The organism is Anabaena sp. CCY 0017 (assembly GCF_963920885.1).
Lineage (GTDB): Bacteria > Cyanobacteriota > Cyanobacteriia > Cyanobacteriales > Nostocaceae > Nodularia.
The window spans coordinates 190,039-212,081 of sequence record NZ_CAWUDG010000007.1 but is presented as its reverse complement, the minus strand read 5'-3'; the positions used below and the strand labels follow the sequence as shown (position 1 = coordinate 212,081).

The following is a 22,043-nucleotide window of genomic DNA, read 5'->3' as shown; positions in this document are numbered from 1 at the left end:
AGGTAAAGTTTGAGGAAGTGGGCAGCGTTCACCCTGTCAGGCTTAACTATTTTATCTTTAGTTATTCCAGATCCGCTATTGGTGGTGAGTTGACTATCCTTGATCAGCTGATGTCAAGCACCTACACCTTAGCAGAGCGAGAGTCAGGGTAAGTTGTAGAAAAAAGTAAAACTGAACTCTAACCTTTGATGGAAGACGATTATATTTAGTTTATGGTATTTTTTCTTACTTGCGTATAATCATTTGGGTGCAGGTAAACTTTAAAATCATTCAAAAAGTACATATTTATACAGTATGAATGGAAATTTTTAGCACATTCAATAGTATATGTGTATAAACCATAAAATATATTGGCAGTGCCAAGAGAATAGAGTATCATTTAATGAAATTAATTAGCAAGAGTAAAAAGAAAAAAGTATCATATTTTGCCAATTAAGTAATTCAATTTTTTATACCGCTTGTTGTTAAAGCATTTCGCGTTTTATCCTGATCCTGGAACTTGAAAATCGCAATTAACTATTTTTTGTATAATCCCTGTCACAATGAAATTGTTGAGATCAACTTCTCTGCTCGGAGATAAAAAAGATTAAGGTATTTAATTATTTAGCTATATTAAGGGATTTCTCAGTAAAAAATACCCAATCATTTGAGACAAGGAAAATCAGGACAAATAAGTTGTGTGGGATCTGAAAGTTGGAGAATTTATTTCTGGCAAATCCCCAAAACGAAGCAATATTTAGATTAAAGCGAAAAAATAATGAATAAAGATGATTTTCTCTATCCTCGCGGACGCTACTATGGTCATGTAAAGCCTGAAAATTTGGTTTTTAATGCCAATTTGCAGGAATTTGCTCAACGTATTAGTTACATCTGTAATTTAGAAACAGGTGGAAAATTAGCTCCGGATGAAGCTTACGAACAAATCAAGGCTTTGTGGAAACAGTTGAAAAAAACGAAAAAACAACTGCAAATTGGCGAAAGCCCCTTTCAAAGTGATGGTGAAGAAACTACCACCTGAGAAACCATAAATAAGGAAAAGTATTTTTTACCAGTGATCAGTGATCAGTTATAGCAACCACCAAGGAGGTTAGGACATTCTTGATTACTGAAAGCCTTGATGTAGGGGCGGGTTTATGAAAATTGTTATTAGTAATTGAGCATATCTGTAAACCCGCCCCTACTTGGTCTTTACTCAGCACGCTGCTCAACGCCTCGCTCCCGCTCTAAGCGCAGCCATGCCCACAGGGCTTTACAGCACTCAGAATTTTGGTATGAGTTATGAGTCTCCCACCATACGCCTTGATTACTGGTAACTGTTCACTGTTGACCGATTCAAGCTACTGTTGTCAGTTTTTCTGCAAATACCACTTTTTGATAGTAGTCTTGCAACTGATAAGTAGCAGCTGACCATCCCCAATTTTCTGCTTCTTTGCGGGCGTTTTGACGAATTACTTCTCGTTCTTGTTTGTGTTCCAGGAGGTTAACAGTAGCATTAATGGCATCTTGAATATCTGCTGTCGGCTCAAAAAGATAGCCATTTACACCGTCTGTCACAATATCAGGAATCCCCCCAGAACGGGCTGCGACGACTGGACAGCCAGCGGCCATTGCTTCTAGGAGAACTAAGCCTAGTGTTTCTGTCCGAGAAGGAAAAATAAAGGCATCAGCGCTAGCAAAGGCAGAACCTAATTCTTGTCCTGTAAGATACCCGACAAAATGAGTGTCAGTGTCTGCAAAATGTTTCTCTAATTCTTGACGGTGGGGACCATCTCCCACCAATGCTAATCGTGCATCGGGAATTGCCTCTAAAATGGGCTTGATGCGCTCAATTTCTTTTTCGGCGGAAAGACGGCCAACATAAAGTAATAAGGGACTCTCTGGGTGATTTTGGGATAGACGCGATCGCATCTCCAAATTAGCTAAATCAGGATGAAAGAATTCTGTATCCACACCTCTTTGCCACACCTTTACCCGTTCAATACCGTGTCCAGTGAGTTCTTCCTTCATCACTGTGGAGGTACAAAGATTTAAAGCGGCTTGATTATGAGCGCCTTTGAGTAATTCCCACAGAAACCCTTCGAGCATTCCCAAACCGTAATGCTGGAGATATTGAGGTAAATGGGTATGGTAAGATGCAACTAGCGGAATTTTCAGCATCTTGCTATAAAAAATCCCAGCCAATCCTAAAACAGCTGGATTCACCACATGAATAATATCTGGCTGAAATTCTTCTAAAGCATAACCAATGGCAGGACGGGGTAAAGCCATTTTCAACTCTGGATACAATGGCAGAGGAAAACCAGTCACACCGTAAACTTTTGCTCCCTTGTGTTCAGTAATCCCACCATCAGGGGCAAATACTAGTACTTGGTCGCCATTGCGTTGTAGATGGTCAACGGTATGGCGTAGGCGCGTTACTATGCCGTCAATTTTGGGCAGAAAGGTTTCAGTAAATAAAGCGATTCTCATAAAAAACTAGATAAGCAGATAATCCCAGATTCTTTTACATTGCGTCAATTACCCGCAGATTGGAAGTCTGAGGCTATACGTACAAATCCTGACTGTGCCGACTTTATGGTAAGTCCGCCTTGCTGGTTAATACTCAAAACTCAGCACTCAGCACTCCGAACTCAGCACTAAAAATTAACTGTCCATCATGTTTTGCTAAGACATGACGAACAGTTTCCAACAGGCTTGAATCTACTTTCTGTGCCAAGAAACCTTGGGCAGAATTTGCTTGTGATCAACTCGTGTTTGATACTTGACTGCAAAGTTTAGCAGCGAATCAAGTAAGGAATCAGAGAGATAGTGCGGCTGTAAACCGAGATCCAGCAATTTTGTATTTTTGGCGTTGAAGTAATGTTCTTCTCTTTCAACTCTGGGGTTATCCAGGTGATTGATATCCACATTTAGTCCAATCGCATTCCCCGCTTTTTTGACCATTAATGCCAAGTCACCAATGCTGAATAGTTCAGTAAATTGGTTAAATACTCGGAATTCGCCCGGTGCAGCTGGGTTAGCGATCGCTAGTTCAATACATCGCACTGTATCCCGAATATCCAAGAAGCCGCGAGTTTGTCCACCTGTACCGTAGACGGTTAGCGGGTGAGCGATCGCAGCTTGAATACAGAAACGGTTCAGGGCTGTACCAAATACTCCATCATAATCAAGGCGATTAATTAACATTTCGTCCATTCCCGTTTCTTCGGTCAGAACGCCATAAACTATCCCTTGATTTAGGTCTGTAGCCCGCAGTCCCCAAGTGCGGCAAGCAAAGTTGATATTGTGACTATCATGAACTTTGCTCAAGTGGTACATCGAACCAGGCTGCTTCGGATACGGTAGGGTATCTTTGCGGCCATTGTGTTCAATTGTGATGAACCCTTCTTCAATATCAATGTTGGGTGTACCATATTCACCCATTGTTCCCAGTTTCACCATGTGGCAATCTGGGAAATCTTCTCGCATGGCGTACAGCAAGTTTAAAGTGCCGACGACATTATTAACCTGAGTGAGAACGGCGTGTTCTCGGTCAATCATCGAAAAGGGCGCTGAACGTTGTTCACCAAAATGCACGAGGGCGTTCGGCTCAAATTGGTGTAAAACTTGCTTGAGAAATTCGTAATTAGTAATATCGCCAACGAATAGGTCGATACATTTACCAGTCAAATCTTGCCAGCGCTGGAGGCGTTGCTGAATTGGTGCTATGGGAGTAAGAGTTTCGATACCCAATTCATTATCCCAGTGCCGCCGCACCAAACTATCTAAAATTCCAACTTCGTAACCTCGGTTGGAAAGGTAAAGTGCAGTTGCCCAACCGCAATATCCATCACCACCAATTACCAGGACTTTCATCAGAAAAATGGGTAGAAACCCCGTGCTTTTAGCACGGCTTTTTAAATACTGGTTTTTAAATGGCGATAAGCCCAGGAACCAGCAAACCAGTTTAAGTCCCTTCGGTGCAACAAGGTTAGAATGTCTTGGCTTGACCCAACGCTTAACCAATTAAGCTTACAGGAGGCTCAACTAGGGAAGTATTGAGCCGTGTGTACCAAACCTTGTCTCAATGCGGTATTCACCTCTTACGTCACCCAAACTGGTTTGGGCAATCGTCACCCTTAAAGGGTGAGGTTGGTGAACTTCACCAGTTTTTACTCGCTGATAGCTAAATCTATCAGGTTTCTGTACCCTCTCAACCATCATTCTTGTAAAAATAGGTGATTTTGGGTGAGAAAATCAGGCAGATAAAGATGATGGCGGGGATGAAGAGGAATAAAAATTTTGGTTATGCTTCCCCATTTTTTTACTTTCTCCTACTCCTGAATCCTGTACTGGTAGGCGATGTAGTAAAACAAATGATAGTAAGCTGAAAATTCTTCATTCTGGCTGCGCGCCTGCCAGTAATATTGGACTTCATCTTTAGTGAGACTCAATGACATTGAGGTTATTTGCTGGTCAACTTCTACAAGTAGCACTCCAGATACACCTTGAGCTGTTTCAAAGTTGGGATTATGCGTTATTTTACTATTTTGTTCGATTGACTCAGGTATCTGATAACCAGCCCATGCCCGAATTTCTACATAATTATTTATTGGTGATACCAAAACAGTTCCATCATTGTTTGCTTGATCTGGCAAGGTATTCCAATTACTGGGATATGGAAATTCAAAATCATAACGCGAATTAGTATAAGTATTCCATGTGACTTTAGGAGCGAGGAAACTGCCGCCTGTACAACTCCATAGACTCAATAACAAGGCAGTCTTGCTGCTAAGGCTGATAATTTTAGTATAAATTCGCTGTTTTAAACTACAGGTTTTTACTGTAGTGGTAGACATAATTATATTTATTCTCAAGTCACTTATGTTTCAAATTTACCAGATAAGCCGATTTATATCAATAAATTACCGAATTTTTTACACTGGTTAGTTGCATGAGCAGAAATAGGTAAATGTTTGATAAATAACTCAGTTCAATAACTATGTCATTGAGTAATGTAAAGGAATGTAACAAATTTGATGTCAAAACGCTTTAATGTCTTGACATCTGAGAAAGGAACCGATAACGTAATATACATACCCGGGTAAGGCCGTCAAAGAGTTATATGCAAACTAAGCAAAAGGTTACTTTATATCTGTCGCCAGAACTTCACAAAAAACTGAAGATTCGTTCAGCTATTGATTCAGAACCGATGTCAGAGCTTGCCGAACGCGCCCTAGTCTTCTACCTAGCTAACTCAGAACTAGTTGAGGAAGTTGAAGCTTCTGCCTATGGACGAACGCATCGAATTTACTCCTGTCCAGAGTGTGAGAGTTCATTAGTCTTACGTGATGGGGAACTGATTGCCATGAGCAGTCAAGCAGGAATAATCCCAGAGCATCTATCCATTGACGAGATGGAAAAAGATGAAACTCATCCCAAGGGTGAGGAAGAATTGGTTCCTTGCTAGGTAAGAATGATGAATGAACAGTTCATGATTCGGTTGCCACAACCAACAAACGATGTCTTTACTGTATAAGGTCTCAAGTAGGTCGATTGTATGAAAGAAGAGCTCAATATCTTAATTCAAGCTCAATATCCTCTAATCTACCTTGTGACCTCCGAGGAAGAACGGGCGGAACAGGCAATTTCCACAATCGCCCAATTATTAAAGCCCCAACGCCGCGTTTACGTCTGGACAGTAACTCACGGCATCGTGGAACACGGGCAACCCCGGAACGTCACCCAACACAATACTGTTTCGCCGGAGGCTGCGATTGAGTGGATCATCCGGCAGAAAGAACCTGGTATATTTATTCTTAAAGATTTACATCCGTTTATTGATGCGCCTGCTACAACGAGATCCTTACGTGATGCGATCGCTAGTTTTAAGGGAATGCAGAAAAACATCATTTTGATGTCACCCATGCAGCAAGTTCCCATTGAATTAGAAAAAGAAGTTGTCGTTCTTGACTTCCAATTGCCAGACATGGCAGAGTTAAACAAAGTTTTAACCTACCATTTAGAGCAAAATCGGGGCAGACGTCTGACAACCGAGGCGCGAGAAAAACTTCTCAGAGCAGCTTTAGGTTTAACTAAAGATGAATCCGAGAAAGTATACCGTAAAGCACAGGTAACAACTGGACGCTTAACGGAGGATGAAGTAGATATAGTTCTATCTGAGAAAAAGCAACTCATTCGGCGCAATGGTATTTTAGAATACATCGAAGAAGATGCAACCATTGATGCTGTAGGTGGCTTAGAAGAACTAAAAAGGTGGCTAAAACAGCGCTCTAATGCCTTTACCGAAAGGGCGAGAGAGTATGGTTTGCCTCAACCCAAAGGAATGTTAATACTTGGTGTTCCTGGTTGTGGTAAGTCACTAATTGCCAAAACTACCTCCCGACTGTGGGGTTTGCCATTACTACGCCTAGACATGGGACGAGTATATGACGGCTCAATGGTGGGACGAAGTGAAGCGAATCTACGTAACGCCCTAAAAACAGCAGAATCCATCTCTCCAGCGATTCTGTTCATAGACGAATTAGATAAATCCTTTGCAGGTAGCTCAGGTTCATCTGATTCCGATGGTGGTACATCAAGTAGAATCTTTGGTTCTTTCCTGACTTGGATGCAAGACAAGAAATCTCCCGTATTTGTCATGGCAACCGCGAACCGAGTGGAACGCTTGCCTGGAGAGTTTCTGAGGAAAGGCCGCTTTGACGAAATTTTCTTTGTGGATCTGCCCACAGCCGAAGAAAGGCAGGATATCTATAATATCCACCTCACCAAACGTCGTGAAGACATTTCCCGATTCGACCTTGAGCAATTAGCCAAGATGTCTGACGGCTTCTCTGGGGCAGAAATTGAACAAGCACTTGTGGCGGCAATGTATGAAGCCTTCGCCCAAGACCGCGAGTTCACACAATTAGATATTATTGCTGCACTAAAAGCAACTCTGCCGTTGTCACGTACCATGCAAGAACAGGTAACAGCCCTAAGAGATTGGGCCAGACAGCGCGCACGACCCGCCGCAGCCTCCGTCGCTGAATATCAGCGCATGGAGTTTTAAAAGCTTTCCCCTGCTAATACCAGGGGCAAAGGCTAGCCCCAAAAGCTAGCAGCTAAGAGAAAAAGCCGCATTTCCATCAGCGCGGCTTACCGAAAAAAACCGTTGTCTTTTTTCTTACTCTTCTCACTGGAGGAAACCCAAATGTCTCATTTTAGCACACTGCGTACCAAAATCACCGATGCTGAGATCCTCAAGTCTTCTTTGCGCGACTTAGGTATAAGCGTGAAGACTGAAGCGGATGTTCGTGGTTACAATGGTCAGCGCGTTCGATCCGACATCGTAGCTGTTTTGGAAGGTGAATATGATCTAGGTTGGTCTCGCAATAGCGATGGTTCCTTTGACCTCATCGCTGACCTGTGGGGCGTTGCTAAGAAGCACAATCAGACCGAGTTGATCAACTCCATCAACCAAAAGTATGCTGTTAACAAAACCTTGTCTGAAGTAAAACAGCGCGGTCTGCAAAACGCCAATGTCAAGTTGGTATTGCAATAGAATTTTCTCAGCGCGTTCCCAAAGCTGAACGGGTTAACCACTTCATTAGCGGTTAGCCCGCTTTTTTATGCTGGGGCTGGGATTTATTTCTTGGTTCCAAATTTTTATAGTTCATTTTTTTCTAAGCATTCGCGAAGTTTTTTAGGTAAAGCATTCACAAATACTAATGCATCCCGGTAGAGTTTATAGATTTCATCGGAGGTTTTTTCTAGTGAAAATGTACTAAAATCTTGATGAACTAATCTATTTCTTTCACGCCCTATTTCCAAAAATGCTTTGATAGAGAAGTTAAGCTCTTCACTATTTTTTACCTCTTGTTTGATAAAACTTGAAAATATCTCACCAAAAAGTCCAAAGAAACTATTTGCATTTGTTTCTTTCCAATTGAAATAGGTATGATACTGCCTACTTACTTATAGCCTTATTATTCACAAATGAAACTAAAAGCTCGTTTTTTTTGGAAATTTCACCCATATATTCGAGAATATCATTAGTTATACGGTGTTCAAAATAACTGGCTGCGGCTAACAGTAAAGCTTTTCTAAAATTTTCATCTACTGTGTTTCGGAGCGATATTTCATCACCTTTTTCAATGTACTCAATTAAAGTTTTAAACTCTTTATAGAGTCTATCAACTCCTGTTTCTTCTAACACTTTTATCCCCTTAATCACCTAAAATTTCTTTGGCTCGTGTCAAACGAATTTCAACATTTGATTTCTTGGTTGTGCCTTCGGAGGAAGCCTTAGTAAACTTTTCGTCCTCAGCTATCTGCCTAATTTTACTAATATCTATAGGAGAATCTAACAACTGATGGTCTCGAAAAATTGGCTTACATACTGCCGTAAATACAGCTTCAAAAAGTGCTATATGAAAGCGTTTATTACGTTTTCCAATAAATGGATCTTGTGGTAAAGTTTCAAATTGCTTAAGAAATGATTTAAATAAGTTCTCAAGATATTTATTTTGTTCTGGGTTGTTACTTCTGCTCTTTCGGGAAAAGCTATTTAGAAATTTTGGCAGTGAAGGGGTGTACTCTTCTCCATCAATAAGCATGGCAAAAGCTCGCAGCAAAAGCTCGATATCTTTCATGTGAATGTCTGGATCATTCATTTGCAATAATTTTCGCCATCCTTCCTCCATATTTATACGATTAAGCATTTCATAAAAAGCAGAATGATATAAACTGGCTCTTATCTCTTGTGGGTACAAATTAACACCACCTGAATTTAAACGATTAAATATTTCATATATTGAAGAATCATCATCTTTAGGGACGTTTTGTTTCACTATTACATTCCGAATTGGTCTAAGCTCGAACTGTGTTTTGTAGTCACCTAAAGTGTAATAGTTAAGTCCTTTAAATTTGTTAGGTTGTCTGGGTAGTTTTTGTGGAAGACTTAGATCGAAATTGCTAAAATAATTATCATTATTTAATATTTCATTAGGAATAGAGCCATGTATTTCAAATATTCTTCTTAGCTCAACACGTTTATCCTTCAGAGGAAATCTACGTTTCATAAAATAGTATATTGACATTAGACGTTGCTGCCCGTCAATAATCAGAAACTTGTTTTTCCCTTCTTCGTAGAGAAAAATTTGTGGAATTGGTAGCCCTAATATTATTGATTCAATTAACTTAGAGGCTCTGTTTATATCCCAAACATAAAATTAGGTTTTGACCCTTGCTGTACAAGGCTTTGATGCTCATTTGCGGATATGTCTAATATAATGGCTCCTTGAAGGTTAGAAGTAGCAAGAGACACCATTGAATTTATGGTGTTTGCTAGGCTGAGTCAAGCAAATTGCCTGCTTTTTCAATCATTCCTTCAGCGAGTGGAGGTCTTTGGCTTCATAGTCGGTGATGCGGTGTGAAGTAAAAAATTAGGCTTTTCTGTACCTGTTATGCTATGGCGATTATCAGTCTTCCGAAGTACACTAGTACCAGTGAGTAAACCAACTCAGAAAATTCTCTTTAGTCACTGTGTACGGCACTAGACTGATAACCGCTATAAATACGTATGGAAATAAGCTTGGAACCCTTGTTGGACAATAGGTTGGCGAAGTGCGGTTTCGTGTTTCTCTAATTCCAAAGTTCGTGAATAAATCTCAAAAAAGCAATACCCAAACTTAATAAAAGCTTGGGTATTACTAAAGATGAAAATATAGCAACCGTTAAGGAGGTTAGGACATTGTTAATTGCTGAAAGCCTTGATTTAAATTGGTTTCTACTCAGCACTCAGCACTCAGCACTCAGCACTTTGCTATAGGTTGTAAGTTACCAACAAATTAGCAATTAGAGCAATTAGCTAAACAGCACCACTATTTCTATTAAATAGAATTGCTACAGTTTTGAAAATTAATTTCAAATCGTATAATAAAGTCCAATTTTTTTGATACTCTAAATCTAGACGAATGACATCCTCAAAACTGCGGACTTTGGATCGCCCATTAACTTGCCATTCTCCAGTCATACCAGGTTTAACGTCTAAACGTTGCCATTCCGGTACTTCATAGCGTTCTACTTCATCAGGTGTGGGTGGTCTAGTACCAACTAAGCTCATATCTCCTTTGAGGACGTTCCAAAATTGCGGTAATTCATCCAAGCTGGTTCGCCGCAAAAACCGCCCTACTCGTGTGACTCTGGGATCTTTTTCGTTCTTGAAAAACGCACCTTGGACTTCATTTTTAACTTGGGATTTCTTCGCTTCAGCGTCTACACACATGGAACGAAATTTCCAAATTTTAAAACGTTTGCCCATCCAACCGCAGCGAATTTGACCAAATAAAATGGGACCGGGATCATCAATTTGGATAGCCACTACAATGGGAATCAACAAAAATCCGGTAATTACCAAACCCACTAGTGCGCCTACAATGTCTATGAACCGTTTCATCCAAGATGCTACTGAGGGATGAGTGGCGGGTAGTGGCTCTGCTTTGCGAGAATTAGTTTTTTGGGTGTCTGTGGGTGTATCAGTTTCTATTGGTGGGGTTTCGCTGCTACACTCAATGGTGAAAACTTCATCTAATCCTGTGAGGTTTAGCACTGCCATGACTTGAGGTGTAACATTCCGCAAAGTCAAAGCAATCCCCTTTTCCTGGGCATTTTTGAAATTACTCACCAGCGCACCCAAACCACTACTATCCATAAAAGTAGTTTGGTGAAAATCAATAATGATTTGCTTGAGAGGTGTATTCTCTTGAATTAAATCTTGGCAGGTCTGCTTAAAGCCTACTGCCTCAAGTACGCTTAACCGCGATGGTACCTGCACTATCACAGTTTCCTGGGTAGAAATAACTGGAAAGTCTTCCTGTGTGGGTTGGCTAGTCATGAAGCTCTGCACTTTCGTTGCCATGTAAATTTAAGCTGCCAAAAATTATTTTATCCTGGGAATTTACTTAACCTCGTACTAAGCTGATAGTTTATTGGTAGGCATAAACACTAATAGTTATTTTCTCAGAATGACGGCGGAGATTGCCAACGACGATTCACAATAGAACAAGAAGTAAAAAACATCCCCTCTTTTGTGCCGACGCAACGCGATCGCCTTGCTACTATCCCATGACTGTGAAAACTACGGTTCAACCTACAGCACGCCTGATTGAGGTCTTTTCTGCTATTCAAGGGGAAGGACTGAATGTCGGGACACGTCAACTTTTTATTCGCTTTGCTTTTTGTGACTTGCGCTGCCACTTTTGCGATAGCGCCCACACTTGGAATGCACCCGCTACCTGTCGGATAGAGCGATCGCCTGGATTACGCGACTTTGAAATTCACTCTAATCCTGTCCCACTACCCATCTTAATCCAATGGGTTGAAAGGCAAAATCTACCTTGTCTACACGATAGCATTAGCTTAACTGGCGGCGAACCCCTGCTTCATGCAGCTTTCTTAAAGGAATTTCTGCCCCAAGTGCGATCCCTTACCAATTTACCTATATATCTAGAGTCCGGCGGACATCGCCCAGAACAATTAGCGATGATTTTACCCTACCTGGACTCTGTGGGCATGGATTTAAAACTGCCTAGTGTAAGTGGCGAAAGTCTCTGGCAAGAACATACAGAATTTTTACAATTATGTTTAGATCCACATTTAGAGGTTTTTGTCAAGATAATTATTTCTGATCATACAGATTTAGCCGAGTTGGAACGTGCAGCAGTTATGGTGGCAGATGTCAGCCCAGATATTCCTGTATTTTTACAACCTGTGACACCTTTACCAGCCTCTGAACAACTGACTGAAACACCTGTACTCGCACCTACCCCAGAACAAGTCTTGACCTGGCAGGCTTTAATGAAGCAGTTTATACCACACGTCCGGGTCATACCTCAAACTCATAAAATGTTAAATCAACTTTGACCCCAACACAGGCGCTATCGGTAATTTCAATCTATTGGAGACTATTGTGTTCACCAAGAACGGTGACTCAGACTGGCAGTGGCGAGCAGTTTAATGTCTGTACAGATGGCTCTCAAATAGCTCTGAGTCTACCTTGTCCCAGTGGGTCAACATTAAATATTTTTTGGGGGTGGGGATTTCCCACCCCATCTACTGACTGCATTTTACAGTCCAGCTTCATCTGTAGTTCTGGATTTAGCTTTGGCTTTGTTGGCGCTGCGTTTGAGAGCAGAAAGTCGTGCTTCGTAGCGAGACCGTTGGCGCTTGCTAGGTGTGTTGTCAATCATTGTTTTTAAGGCACTACCCAGACTCTTGTAGGCGTTAGGGAGACTATAACCAAAACGAGTTGCGAGAGCGATCGCTTTTTCGTCAGCCACTAGCAATTCTCTGATTTGCTTTTCCCCATTATTCTTTTGATACAATCGCCAGCCAGAGACACCAGATAGTGCCAAAGCTAATACCAGCAATAATCCATCCTGTACCCACAATTCGCCTACAGCACCGCCTAAACCAATAGCCAATGCTGCCATTTCCCAGCCATCTTTGGGAATAGTATCATTTTGAATGCGAGCCACTTCATGCCAGAACAGCAAATTACGCTGATCCATTGCCAGAGCATCCCATTTCACCAAGTCAATTTGAATTTCTACTTGGTCTTTACCAATTTCTTCACAACGGATCATCGGTGGATTCACCTCGGTCGTACCTTCAACCGTGACCCAGCTCTGCAATTCTGGCGGTAGTAAGCCTTTTAACCGCCGGAGTTCACTCATTTCCGCCTTGGCAAAGGAGGTTGCGTAGGATGTCATAAAATCCAGCCCTAGAAAACTTCAGTATATAGTGAGGGTATCACTTTGGAGTATAGCTATTTCAGTGATGATTCGCCTCATTCATGGGGAAAACTTCCTTTGGGAATGGCAGATAATTATAGTCATATCGCGGTGGATGTTGGGAGAGCGATCGCAGCTTCTTTGCTCTGTACCATGCCTATTGTTTACATAAACTTCAGAGGTCTGAGCTATCGTGCAACAGAATAAAATACATCGTTAGTGCAAATTGCCTAGTCTGGCCGCAGGAGTTATAATCCCACTGCTCAATTGCTCACTTTATGTCAACTTAATTAAATACATACGTATATACTGTACTCAGGTGTTTTATGTATGTATTTACTGCATCTAAAATTTACCTGTAAAATTTCAACTTTATCAAGCGATGATCTTGTTAAGCCAGTCTTGATAAGATATTTGTTAGATATTCAACATATCAATAAAGATAAAAACAAAACTTTACTCTATATTTTTATACTCTTGATAAATCTGTGTTAATTATTGTTTACAATATAGTTTACACAAATCTACTCCGTACGATACTTATAAAAAAAGTGATAATTATCTGTTGAAAAGAATATGCGTATAGCAAAAAATACAGCAACCTTACTTACGTATGTAATGCAAAATTTACTGAATCTTTAAACAAAACCTCCCCTATTTAAGAGACTCTCAAGACAGAATAAAATGTAGCACGATAAAAATGAGAAACCGTAATAGTCCTTAACAAACTTTCATTAAAAACGACAGGGCACATCTCAATAATTTTTTTATGCGTATTTTAATTTACTCCTACAACTACTATCCAGAACCAATTGGTATAGCCCCACTGATGACAGAGTTAGCAGAGGGATTGGCTAAACGTGGGCATCAAGTGCGCGTCATCACCGCTATGCCCAACTATCCTGAACGTCAAGTTTACGAGGGTTTCCGGGGTAAGTGGTATTTGAATGAATACAAAAACGATGTTCAAATCCAACGCAGTTATATCTGGGTTCGTCCCCAACCGAATCTGTTAGATCGAGTATTATTAGATGCGAGTTTTGTTGTTAGTAGCTTTTTACCTGCCCTGTTTGGCTGGCGGCCAGATGTAATTCTCTCAACATCGCCATCACTACCTGTTTGTGTCCCCGCAGCCCTTTTAGGATGGTTACGCGCCTGCCCTGTGGTGTTAAACCTTCAAGATATCTTACCGGAAGCAGCGATTCATGTTGGACTACTAAAAAATAAATTATTGATCAAGGTATTTACTGCATTAGAAAAATTTGCTTATCACACAGCCTCGAAAATTAGCGTTATTACTGATGGATTTGTCGAAAATTTGATATCTAAGGGTGTAGCACCTGAAAAAATTGAGCAAATTCCTAACTGGGTAGATGTGAATTTTATTCGCCCCTCCTCGAAAGAAAATAATTCTTTTCGTGAGGCACATAACCTGAATGGCAAATTTGTCGCCCTATATTCTGGCAATATTGGTCTGACACAAGGTTTAGAAACTGTTGTGAAAGCCGCTTCCCAGTTGCGCCACGTTCCAGATATCGCTTTTGTGATTGTGGGTGAGGCGAAAGGTTTGCAGCGATTACAAAAGTATTGTTTAGAGTGCGGTGCAGATAACGTTTTGCTGCTACCGTTTCAACCCCGTAAACAATTGCCAAAAATGTTAGCAGCTGCGGATGTTGGTTTGGTAGTGCAGAAGAAAAATGTGGTGTCTTTCAATATGCCATCCAAAATTCAATCCCTACTTGCCAGTGGTCGGGCATTGGTTGCATCTGTACCAGAAAACGGGACGGCGGCAAAAGCTGTTAGACAAAGTGGTGGGGGAGTGATTATCCCTCCAGAAGACTCTAACGCCTTAGCAGCAGCTATTTTAGATTTATACCAGCACCCCGAAAAAGTTAAAGATTTAGGTGTTCACAGTCGCCAATATGCTATGGAGCATTATGCCTTTGAGCAAGCCTTAAGTCACTATGAAGATTTATTTTACTCAGTGGTTGCACATCGTCAAGGAATTGAGTCTCCAATAGTGAGAAAGCAGGAAGTTTGAGCAATGCTGAGAGCTGAGTGCTGAGTGGGTAGGGGCGGGTTTAAGCAGTTAGTCTATAATTCGTCAAAATCCTTAGTAAACCCGCCCGGACACCGAGTACTGAATGGGAAGAGTGCTGTAAAGCCCTGCGGGCATGGCTGCGCTGAAAGCGGTAGCGGGGCGTTGAGCAGCGTGCTGAGTGCTGAGTGCTGAGAAGTAATATATTTGTGGGTTAATCCCAAATCCCACATTCAATGAAATATAAATATTTATAATGAGACGGCTGGGATAAACGAATATCTCAGCAGATATATCCGCTATTAGTTTTGATCTAACCCATAGACACCTGTTTTTTTGTTAGTATTCAAAAAAACCAACACATAAACTTGCTATTCAATTTCTGGGTTTGCAAGTAAGTGATTGGAGGAAATTGTAACACAAGGGATAAAACACCTGAGGTTTAATGTCTGATTATTTCCAAGGAAATTTCCCATTACAGTCTGTCTCGGAGATCAAGAGTGCGCCTAGAGGACTAGAGGCCCAAACCAAAGAGGTGAGTGATAATTTAGCTTTGACTGTCGCCGAAGCAGCTTCAGACCGCAAAGCAGATGATATTTTAGTTCTTAGGGTAGCAGATGTATCTTATCTGGCAGATTACTTTGTGATCATGACTGGGTACTCTAGGGTACAAGTTAGGGCGATCGCGGAATCAATTGAAGCTAAGGTACAAACAGACTGGCAACGGCGACCCTTTCAAACAGAAGGCAAAGCCGATAGTAGTTGGGTGCTACTAGATTATGGCGAAGTGATTGTTCACATCATGATGCCAACAGAGAGAGAATTTTATAATTTAGAAGCATTCTGGGTTCATGCAGAACGCATTTCTCTGACAAATTCTGATGAGGGCGGGGGTAAGCCACAATGATTAGGCCTTCGGTTTCTAATTGTCCAGTTCCCACAGACCAACAACCTCTGAATGAATACGAAGAGTTAAAAACTTCCTGGCTATTTTGTGATTGCATCTTAAATTGGCGCGACTACATCACGAAAATGCTTTGGATTTGGAGTTTATCGTGGTTGGTAGCCGGTCCCATAGCAGCAGCTAGTTTTCCCCCACACAAACAACTCGCCCACTTTATCCTCTGTGGTGCAGCCGGAGCGAGTGTAGGGGTGATTTTAGTACTAGCGCGGTTGTTCTTGGGTTGGCTTTATATACGCGATCGCCTTTACAATCCGACCGTATTTTACGAAGAGTCAGGTTGGTACGATGGCCAAACTTGGACGAAACCGCAGGAAGTGATCATGCGCGATCGCCTAATTGTGACTTATGAAATCAAACCCATTCTCCAGAGGTTAAAATTTACCTCTGCTGGCTTGGCGGGAATGTTTCTTATTGGTACTATAGTTTGGCAATTGTCATAAATCCTCATTGGTGTTTAGTAATCAACGACTAATCACCAATGAACAGGAAATCAAACCGCTACCTCGTCCGTCAAAACTCAAAAAATTGGGATTTTCGGCGGGATTGCGGTTCTGCACGGTCGTTTTCTAGCCGCCGTGCTGTACTAATTCATAAAAAAGGTGATAAATATTAACCCATGACAATGGGAAAACGAACTCAAGCCAAACCCCTAGAAGTCCGGCTACTGCGGGAAGGGATTACTGAATCGAGACATATAGTTGAGGCTGTTGTTTGCGACGAACGGGGACGGGTTCTATCCGTTGCCGGCAACTCTGAAACTGCTGCATTTGTCCGTTCAGCACTCAAACCATTTCAGGCACTCGCAGTCACCACCACAGGCACACTCGAACGCTATAATTTGAGCGATCGCGATTTAGCCATTATTACCAGTTCTCACAAAGGCACAATCGAACAGGTCAGACAGGCATTTAATATTCTATGGCGAGCCGACCTTGACCCGACCGCACTCCAATGTCCGATTCCTGAAGGTAAAAAAAGCCCTCTGGAATATAATTGCTCTGGTAAACACGCCGGAATGTTAGCTGTTTGTCAACAACGACATTGGCCTTTAAATAACTACCTGGAACGCAAGCACCCAGTACAAAAGTTAATTTTGGGCAAAGTCGCAGAATTGTTGCGAATGCCAGCCGAGGAATTTCTCAGCGCTCACGACGACTGCGGCGCACCCACCTATTTGATGCAAATCAGTCAAATGGCTTCTTTGTATGCGCTCTTAGCCTCTAGTACTAATGTTGATATGGAGCGGATTGTCCGCGCCATGACTCATCATGCGGCTATGGTAGCAGGAGTTGGCGAATTTGACACAGAACTGATGCGTTTAGCTCCAGGGGAACTGGTAAGTAAATCTGGTGCTGAAGGAGTCCAATGTATTGGCCGACTAGGTGAAGGTATGGGACTGACGATTAAAGTCATGGATGGAGCCAAACGCGCAAAATATGCCGTGGCGATCCACTTACTTCAGCAGATGGGTTGGATTAGTCCCAGCGCCGCCGACAGCCTCTCTGAAAAGTTTATGTCTATAGGAAAATACAAGCGTTTAGAAGTAATTGGAGAATTGTCTTTTTTATAGTTGACAAACTTGAAACCTTGTGGTTATACTATAGAAGTCAAGAGGCGACGCGGGATAGAGCAGTCTGGTAGCTCGTCGGGCTCGATTCGCAAGATTCAACTAAGCGCTTATTAGTTAGTCTTGTAGTGGGCGGTACGCGAAGAAACTTGCGTATGATTACCTGTCAAACTCGGGGAAGCCACTAGCGCGGTAATCCCGAACCAAGCTCCAGAAATGGAGAAGGTGTAGAGACTGGAAGGCAGGCACCCTAACGGAATCAGAAATGATAGACGAGGGCGAAGGGACAGTCCAGACCACAAACCGGAATGTCCGGGCAGTGAAAACTGTAGTTGGTAGGCATAACCCGAAGGTCAGTGGTTCAAATCCACTTCCCGCCACCAAATGAAAGAAAAAGCAAGACCCTGTTAACCTTAGAGTTTTCAGGGTTTTGTTTTATGCTGATATCAGCTATGAGCAAATGGACACAAAGCTCAAAGGAGACATAGCAGAACAGGCTGCTATTTTTCACGCCCTCAAGCGTGGTTGGGGAGTTTTAAAACCTGTGGGAGATCGGCTACCCTACGATTTAGTATTTGATGTAGAAGGAAATCTAGTTAAAATTCAAGTCAAGTACGCTTGGTTTGATGAATCTTCTGGCAATTATGTTGTGGATAACCGCCGCACTAAAACGAATCGGCGGAGCATGATTCGAGCAGCATATCAGCAATCAGATTTTGATTTTGCACTGGTATATATAGAAAAACTCGACTTATTCTATATTTTTCCAGTCAATGTATTTATCGATTATGGTAGTGAGATCCACCTTGTCGAGACGAACAAACGACAGCGCCAACGTCGTTCTACACAATATCGTCAAGCTTGGGAGTTAATCTTACCAGATGTTTTAGATGAAGAAAAGTGTGTCTGTTCGCCTGTTGAAGATGGAAAGGCAGAATTTTGATCTATTCTGAAAGAGAAACTTGACAAAAAGCGCGGAGAATCATGGTTGTGAAGTTGCAGCGACCGATTTTGGTGGGAGGATTGGGACTATCCTTTTCCCTGTGGATATTACAAAGCTGGCATGATTCCATAGTGCAGCTGAGTGAGTTTGGTTTATTTAGTGCTTTGGCTGTGGGTGGTGGTTTGTGGTTATTCCAGAAAAATCGCCCGAAAAATAGTTTAGAGCCGCTAGATGGTATTGTTGTAGATCGAGGAATTGTAGAAAGTGCGATCGCAACAACACAAACCGTCATTAACCAACTGGCAATAGAAGCAGAGAATCACATAGCCTTAGAGACATTACGAGCAGAAGTTGACCAATTGCTGCCGGAATTAGACAGAGAAGAAATTAAAGTGGCTGTGACTGGTGGTAAATCTGTGGGTAAAAGCACTTTAATTCAAGTGCTGGAGTCTAGCAGTTGGGAAGCTACACAGCCAAAAGTCACTTTCTCTGAAACATCACCTTTGTTTAGAGAAGCGAGTGAAAACTCAGATGCGGCTGTTTTAGCAGAAATTCAAGAATCTGATTTTGTGCTGTTCCTGACTAACGGTGATTTGACAGACTCAGAATTTCAAACCTTACAGCAGTTAAAAGCTGCAAATCAACCTGCGATTTTAATTTTCAACAAACAAGACCAGTATTTAGCAGATGAACGTGCTAGTGTTTTGCTGTCATTAAAACAGCGAATGGCGGAAAATGTAGTTGCAACGGCGGCTTCTCCCATTCCGCTTAAAGTCAGGAAGCATGAAGCTGATGGTACTGTGCAAGAGTGGATGGAACAACCAGCCGCAGATATCCAGCAGTTAACACAGCAATTGAGTGAAGTTCTGACACAGCAAAGACAACAACTGGTATGGACAACGACTTTGAGAACAGCCAAGTTGTTGAAAGTCGAAGCGAAAAACTGGTTAAATGAAACTAGATGCGATCGCGCCACCCCAATTATTGAACAATATCAATGGATAACTGCGGCTGCTGCTTTTGCTAACCCAGTCCCAGCTTTGGATATTCTCGCCACTGCGGCAATTAATGCTCAGATGGTCATGGATTTAGGTAATATCTATCAGCAGAAGTTTTCTTGGGAACAGGCGCAAACTGTAGCCGGAACAATGGGAAGCTTGATGCTGAAACTAGGTTTAGTAGAACTTTCTACAAAAGCTGTGAGTATAGTTCTCAAAACTAACGCTGTCACCTTCGTTGCAGGTGGTGTAGTGCAGGGTGTCAGTGCAGCTTATCTAACCAGAGTAGCCGGCTTAAGTTTAGTGGAATATTTTGCACAGCAGGAAGTCGCGTTAGATTCAGGAAACGCTTTGAATTTAGACAAATTACGCCAAACTTTGCAAAACGTCTTCCAGAAAAACCAGCAGATGGGCTTTTTATCAGCCTTTGTTCAGCAAGGCGTAAAGCGTTTATCGCCACAACCACAACCTGAAACTGTCGGATAATTTCGCGCAAAGCCGTTAAGACGCATAATACAAACTTTGCGCCTTTGCGCCTTTGCGTGAGAATAATATTTAAAATATATTTAGTTTTTAAATGAGTGTTTCTCCTTGTATTTTTTCCTTTTTTTCTGGCTCAGGCTTCCTCGATTTAGGCTTTGAAAATAGCGGTTTTAATATTGTCTACGTGAATGAAATATTTAAACCCTTCATGAAAGCATATCGCTATTCACGGGAAATTCTTAAACTCCCACAGCCAGAGTATGGATATCACGAAGGGGAAGCAGCAGACGTAAGAAAACTTATAGCAGGGGTAGAAGCACAACGCCTGTGCGAATTAGTAAAAGATTGTCGCAAGTCTGATCATATAATTGGCTTTATTGGTGGTCCTCCATGTCCTGACTTTTCTGTTGGGGGAAAAAATAAAGGAAAATTAGGAGATCATGGTAAACTTTCGGCTGACTATGTAGAATTAATTTGTCAAAATTTACCAGATTTCTTTTTATTTGAAAATGTCAAAGGTTTATGGCGGACGAGAAAACACCGTTTATTCTTTGAATCTCTCAAGCAGAAATTAAGCCAAGCAGGTTATATATTAACAGAACGGTTAATTAATGCTATTGAATACGGTGTACCGCAGGATAGAGAAAGAATTATTCTTGTTGGTTTTAAAGATAATTTTCTTAAAGATATTGGGATTAGCAAATTAATATCTGAGGGAGATTTTAATTGGCAAAAGCAAATTTTATATCCTCAAGAACAGGTTTTTAATTACCCTTGGCAAAAGTGCGAAACGTTTCAAGAAAATTCTATAACATCTTGCCCTGAAAGCATACCTCAAGAACTAACAGTTGAATATTGGTTTAGAGAAAATGATGTTGTGCATCATCCCAATACTCAACACTATTTTAAACCCAGAGCAGGTATTGTCAGATTTGCTGCTGTTGATGAAGGTGATGTTTCTAAAAAATCTTTCAAACGTCTGCACAGATGGCGTTATTCACCGACAGCTTGCTATGGTAATAATGAAGTACATTTACATCCCTACAAAGTCCGGCGAATTTCTGTAGCAGAAGCTTTAGCTATTCAATCTTTACCTGCAAATTTTGTACTTCCAGAGGATATGTCACTGACTAATATGTTTAAAACTATTGGTAATGGTGTACCTTATTTGGCATCAAAGGCTTTAGCTCAAACTATTCTCGACTTCTTAGCAACTGGGGTGAAAAATTTTGTGAGTTTCAATTATATAATTCCATGCTAGGACTCAGACTAATTAAATCATCAATATTACGTTTCATAGTGTTGCAAATTGCATCTAATGGCAAATCATTAGCATCGTAACCAAAAGGATTTTCTATTTCCAAACCGATGGCTTCAATGCCAAATAAAGTAAAACTAATCAACGCCACAATTAATCCTGTCCACCAACCCAGACTTTCCACTAATTGAAAAGGTAATAGGCAGCAATACAGTAATAATAACTGCTTGAGATGAATAGCGTATGCTAAAGGTATTGGTGTTTTTAAAATCCGTTCGCACGCGCCTAAATTATCTACTAAATTATTTAATAACTCCTGCATTGCTGTTAACTGGTAGCTATTAAGGCAATTTTGATTATACTGCTGCTGTAAATAATCTCCAATCCAGAAAGCAACTTCTAGAGGTGGATTATTCATATTCTTAAGTTTTATATACTTAGACTTTGGTATGAGTTCTTCTAACTCATCTGTTACCAACTCTCCGCGCAGATGTAATTTAGTCGCGACAGCAAAGGCTACTAATAAATGCAATGCAGCAATTTTACTTTTTCTATTTTCTGCGGTTCTTTCATCAATGGAAACCCAAATTTGTCTTGCTAAATTTCGCACATTGTTTACAATGGAACCCCAACATTTTCTGCCTTCCCAAAAGCGTTCATAAGCTGTATTAGTACGAAAAACTAATAATAAACCTAAAACAATACTAGGAATAACACTTCCTAAAATTGGTTGGGATACAGATAATTTAAAATAATAAAGTATAGAAACAAAAACACCAAATAAACCACACCCAATAACGCGTTTATAAATCGCGAAAATTACTGAGCCTTTTACCTGAAGAGCTATTTGAAGCCATTGTTGTGTTTGGACTGTCATGCAACTAACCTAAAATAAAATTTAGTGAACAGATTTACTAAGCATCTGATTACTTAGAAATCATAACTCTGGAAGTAGTACAACTGTGATGGGAAAATTTACTGTCGGCCTCTGTTTATGGAGAATAAGCCCGATCCGGTTC

General features: G+C 41.1%; 23 protein-coding genes and 1 pseudogene. 14 read left to right on the top strand and 10 right to left on the bottom strand.

Annotation, left to right across the window (positions count from 1 at the left end; genetic code table 11):
• Positions 1-757: 757 nt before the first annotated feature.
• Positions 758-1,018 carry a hypothetical protein gene (locus tag ACM0OW_RS11575; protein WP_414550245.1) on the top strand — a complete coding sequence of 87 codons (261 nt, stop codon included), beginning with the start codon at positions 758-760 and terminating at the stop codon, positions 1,016-1,018.
• A gap of 314 nt (positions 1,019-1,332) precedes the next feature.
• Here ACM0OW_RS11575 and ACM0OW_RS11570 read toward each other — a convergent pair whose 3' ends face one another.
• The 4 genes from ACM0OW_RS11570 to ACM0OW_RS11555 form a co-directional block, all read right to left on the bottom strand.
• Positions 1,333-2,469 carry a glycosyltransferase family 4 protein gene (locus ACM0OW_RS11570; protein ID WP_414550243.1) on the bottom strand — a complete coding sequence of 379 codons (1,137 nt, stop codon included), beginning with the start codon at positions 2,467-2,469 and terminating at the stop codon, positions 1,333-1,335.
• Between the two features lie 231 nt (positions 2,470-2,700).
• The gene (locus ACM0OW_RS11565; RefSeq protein WP_414550242.1) at positions 2,701-3,855 is read right to left on the bottom strand and encodes an NAD-dependent epimerase/dehydratase family protein; all 1,155 of its coding nucleotides are present in this window, start codon (positions 3,853-3,855) and stop codon (positions 2,701-2,703) included.
• A 171-nt stretch (positions 3,856-4,026) separates the two neighbouring features.
• Positions 4,027-4,203 carry a hypothetical protein gene (locus ACM0OW_RS11560; protein WP_414550241.1) on the bottom strand — a complete coding sequence of 59 codons (177 nt, stop codon included), beginning with the start codon at positions 4,201-4,203 and terminating at the stop codon, positions 4,027-4,029.
• A gap of 110 nt (positions 4,204-4,313) precedes the next feature.
• Positions 4,314-4,838 (bottom strand): hypothetical protein, encoded by a 525-nt coding sequence (locus ACM0OW_RS11555; RefSeq protein ID WP_414550239.1) that lies wholly within the window; start codon positions 4,836-4,838, stop codon positions 4,314-4,316.
• 266 nt (positions 4,839-5,104) lie between these two features.
• On the opposite strand from ACM0OW_RS11555, the gene ACM0OW_RS11550 reads away from it, so the two are divergent.
• From ACM0OW_RS11550 to ACM0OW_RS11540, 3 genes are all read left to right on the top strand, one after another.
• A complete protein-coding gene (locus ACM0OW_RS11550) occupies positions 5,105-5,449 on the top strand; it encodes a hypothetical protein (protein WP_414550238.1) in 345 nt (114 codons plus the stop codon).
• Between the two features lie 90 nt (positions 5,450-5,539).
• Entirely contained in the window at positions 5,540-7,051 is a 1,512-nt protein-coding gene (locus tag ACM0OW_RS11545; protein WP_414550237.1) for an AAA family ATPase, read from the top strand.
• 141 nt (positions 7,052-7,192) lie between these two features.
• On the top strand, positions 7,193-7,543 hold the full coding sequence (locus ACM0OW_RS11540) for a DUF1257 domain-containing protein (protein ID WP_089090590.1): 351 nt from the start codon (positions 7,193-7,195) through the stop codon (positions 7,541-7,543).
• Positions 7,544-7,647: 104 nt separating this feature from the next.
• On the opposite strand, the pseudogene ACM0OW_RS11535 reads toward ACM0OW_RS11540, so the two are convergent.
• The 4 genes and pseudogenes from ACM0OW_RS11535 to ACM0OW_RS11520 all read right to left on the bottom strand — a co-directional run.
• Positions 7,648-7,890: pseudogene (locus ACM0OW_RS11535) on the bottom strand (HEPN domain-containing protein); the annotation flags it as partial.
• Positions 7,891-7,948: 58 nt separating this feature from the next.
• Positions 7,949-8,197, bottom strand: a complete 249-nt coding sequence (locus ACM0OW_RS11530; RefSeq protein WP_414550236.1) for a HEPN domain-containing protein — start codon at positions 8,195-8,197, stop codon at positions 7,949-7,951.
• 10 nt (positions 8,198-8,207) lie between these two features.
• Positions 8,208-9,197, bottom strand: a complete 990-nt coding sequence (locus ACM0OW_RS11525; RefSeq protein ID WP_414550333.1) for a DUF262 domain-containing protein — start codon at positions 9,195-9,197, stop codon at positions 8,208-8,210.
• Positions 9,198-9,850: 653 nt separating this feature from the next.
• Positions 9,851-10,900 carry an anti-sigma factor antagonist gene (locus tag ACM0OW_RS11520; protein WP_414550235.1) on the bottom strand — a complete coding sequence of 350 codons (1,050 nt, stop codon included), beginning with the start codon at positions 10,898-10,900 and terminating at the stop codon, positions 9,851-9,853.
• Positions 10,901-11,106: 206 nt separating this feature from the next.
• Between ACM0OW_RS11520 and ACM0OW_RS11515 the strand changes: the two genes are divergently transcribed.
• Positions 11,107-11,904 (top strand): 7-carboxy-7-deazaguanine synthase QueE, encoded by a 798-nt coding sequence (locus ACM0OW_RS11515; RefSeq protein ID WP_414550332.1) that lies wholly within the window; start codon positions 11,107-11,109, stop codon positions 11,902-11,904.
• A 203-nt stretch (positions 11,905-12,107) separates the two neighbouring features.
• Here ACM0OW_RS11515 and ACM0OW_RS11510 read toward each other — a convergent pair whose 3' ends face one another.
• Positions 12,108-12,752, bottom strand: coding sequence for a DUF3318 domain-containing protein (locus tag ACM0OW_RS11510; protein ID WP_414550234.1), 645 nt, complete (start codon positions 12,750-12,752; stop codon positions 12,108-12,110).
• 45 nt (positions 12,753-12,797) lie between these two features.
• Between ACM0OW_RS11510 and ACM0OW_RS11505 the strand changes: the two genes are divergently transcribed.
• From ACM0OW_RS11505 to ACM0OW_RS11465, 9 genes are all read left to right on the top strand, one after another.
• Complete coding sequence (locus tag ACM0OW_RS11505; protein ID WP_414550233.1) at positions 12,798-12,980, top strand: hypothetical protein; 183 nt, start codon at positions 12,798-12,800, stop codon at positions 12,978-12,980.
• A 562-nt stretch (positions 12,981-13,542) separates the two neighbouring features.
• Positions 13,543-14,814, top strand: coding sequence for a WcaI family glycosyltransferase (locus tag ACM0OW_RS11500; protein WP_414550231.1), 1,272 nt, complete (start codon positions 13,543-13,545; stop codon positions 14,812-14,814).
• A gap of 442 nt (positions 14,815-15,256) precedes the next feature.
• Positions 15,257-15,718, top strand: coding sequence for a ribosome silencing factor (rsfS, locus tag ACM0OW_RS11495; RefSeq protein ID WP_414550230.1), 462 nt, complete (start codon positions 15,257-15,259; stop codon positions 15,716-15,718).
• Positions 15,715-16,215 carry a CGLD27 family protein gene (locus ACM0OW_RS11490; RefSeq protein ID WP_414550229.1) on the top strand — a complete coding sequence of 167 codons (501 nt, stop codon included), beginning with the start codon at positions 15,715-15,717 and terminating at the stop codon, positions 16,213-16,215. The genes rsfS and ACM0OW_RS11490 overlap by 4 nt, the downstream gene beginning before the upstream one ends.
• Before the next feature lie 38 nt (positions 16,216-16,253).
• Entirely contained in the window at positions 16,254-16,388 is a 135-nt protein-coding gene (locus ACM0OW_RS11485; RefSeq protein ID WP_414550228.1) for a hypothetical protein, read from the top strand.
• Positions 16,389-16,391: 3 nt separating this feature from the next.
• Complete coding sequence (locus ACM0OW_RS11480) at positions 16,392-17,345, top strand: asparaginase (protein WP_414550227.1); 954 nt, start codon at positions 16,392-16,394, stop codon at positions 17,343-17,345.
• A gap of 457 nt (positions 17,346-17,802) precedes the next feature.
• Positions 17,803-18,285 (top strand): group I intron-associated PD-(D/E)XK endonuclease, encoded by a 483-nt coding sequence (locus ACM0OW_RS11475; RefSeq protein WP_414550226.1) that lies wholly within the window; start codon positions 17,803-17,805, stop codon positions 18,283-18,285.
• Positions 18,286-18,326: 41 nt separating this feature from the next.
• Positions 18,327-19,769, top strand: coding sequence for a YcjF family protein (locus ACM0OW_RS11470; RefSeq protein ID WP_414550225.1), 1,443 nt, complete (start codon positions 18,327-18,329; stop codon positions 19,767-19,769).
• 91 nt (positions 19,770-19,860) lie between these two features.
• Positions 19,861-21,027 carry a DNA cytosine methyltransferase gene (locus ACM0OW_RS11465; protein ID WP_414550224.1) on the top strand — a complete coding sequence of 389 codons (1,167 nt, stop codon included), beginning with the start codon at positions 19,861-19,863 and terminating at the stop codon, positions 21,025-21,027.
• On the opposite strand, the gene ACM0OW_RS11460 is transcribed toward ACM0OW_RS11465, so the two are convergent.
• A complete protein-coding gene (locus ACM0OW_RS11460) occupies positions 21,005-21,901 on the bottom strand; it encodes a bestrophin family protein (protein ID WP_414550223.1) in 897 nt (298 codons plus the stop codon). The two genes, ACM0OW_RS11465 and ACM0OW_RS11460, sit on opposite strands and share 23 nt — an antisense overlap.
• Positions 21,902-22,043 lie beyond the last annotated feature (142 nt).

Excerpts from the sequence above, each read along its gene's own strand:
- ACM0OW_RS11480 (WP_414550227.1), top strand. The coding sequence starts at position 16,392 with ATGACAATGGGAAAACGAACTCAAGCCAAACCCCTAGAAGTCCGGCTA.
- rsfS (WP_414550230.1), top strand. The coding sequence starts at position 15,257 with ATGTCTGATTATTTCCAAGGAAATTTCCCATTACAGTCTGTCTCGGAG.
- ACM0OW_RS11570 (WP_414550243.1), bottom strand. The coding sequence starts at position 2,469 with ATGAGAATCGCTTTATTTACTGAAACCTTTCTGCCCAAAATTGACGGC.
- ACM0OW_RS11555 (WP_414550239.1), bottom strand. The coding sequence starts at position 4,838 with ATGTCTACCACTACAGTAAAAACCTGTAGTTTAAAACAGCGAATTTAT.
- ACM0OW_RS11510 (WP_414550234.1), bottom strand. The coding sequence starts at position 12,752 with ATGACATCCTACGCAACCTCCTTTGCCAAGGCGGAAATGAGTGAACTC.
- ACM0OW_RS11520 (WP_414550235.1), bottom strand. The coding sequence starts at position 10,900 with ATGGCAACGAAAGTGCAGAGCTTCATGACTAGCCAACCCACACAGGAA.
- ACM0OW_RS11460 (WP_414550223.1), bottom strand. The coding sequence starts at position 21,901 with ATGACAGTCCAAACACAACAATGGCTTCAAATAGCTCTTCAGGTAAAA.
- ACM0OW_RS11465 (WP_414550224.1), top strand. The coding sequence starts at position 19,861 with ATGAGTGTTTCTCCTTGTATTTTTTCCTTTTTTTCTGGCTCAGGCTTC.
- ACM0OW_RS11550 (WP_414550238.1), top strand. The coding sequence starts at position 5,105 with ATGCAAACTAAGCAAAAGGTTACTTTATATCTGTCGCCAGAACTTCAC.
- ACM0OW_RS11515 (WP_414550332.1), top strand. The coding sequence starts at position 11,107 with ATGACTGTGAAAACTACGGTTCAACCTACAGCACGCCTGATTGAGGTC.
- ACM0OW_RS11560 (WP_414550241.1), bottom strand. The coding sequence starts at position 4,203 with ATGATGGTTGAGAGGGTACAGAAACCTGATAGATTTAGCTATCAGCGA.
- ACM0OW_RS11470 (WP_414550225.1), top strand. The coding sequence starts at position 18,327 with ATGGTTGTGAAGTTGCAGCGACCGATTTTGGTGGGAGGATTGGGACTA.
- ACM0OW_RS11490 (WP_414550229.1), top strand. The coding sequence starts at position 15,715 with ATGATTAGGCCTTCGGTTTCTAATTGTCCAGTTCCCACAGACCAACAA.
- ACM0OW_RS11545 (WP_414550237.1), top strand. The coding sequence starts at position 5,540 with ATGAAAGAAGAGCTCAATATCTTAATTCAAGCTCAATATCCTCTAATC.
- ACM0OW_RS11500 (WP_414550231.1), top strand. The coding sequence starts at position 13,543 with ATGCGTATTTTAATTTACTCCTACAACTACTATCCAGAACCAATTGGT.
- ACM0OW_RS11485 (WP_414550228.1), top strand. The coding sequence starts at position 16,254 with ATGAACAGGAAATCAAACCGCTACCTCGTCCGTCAAAACTCAAAAAAT.
- ACM0OW_RS11540 (WP_089090590.1), top strand. The coding sequence starts at position 7,193 with ATGTCTCATTTTAGCACACTGCGTACCAAAATCACCGATGCTGAGATC.
- ACM0OW_RS11565 (WP_414550242.1), bottom strand. The coding sequence starts at position 3,855 with ATGAAAGTCCTGGTAATTGGTGGTGATGGATATTGCGGTTGGGCAACT.
- ACM0OW_RS11475 (WP_414550226.1), top strand. The coding sequence starts at position 17,803 with ATGGACACAAAGCTCAAAGGAGACATAGCAGAACAGGCTGCTATTTTT.
- ACM0OW_RS11575 (WP_414550245.1), top strand. The coding sequence starts at position 758 with ATGAATAAAGATGATTTTCTCTATCCTCGCGGACGCTACTATGGTCAT.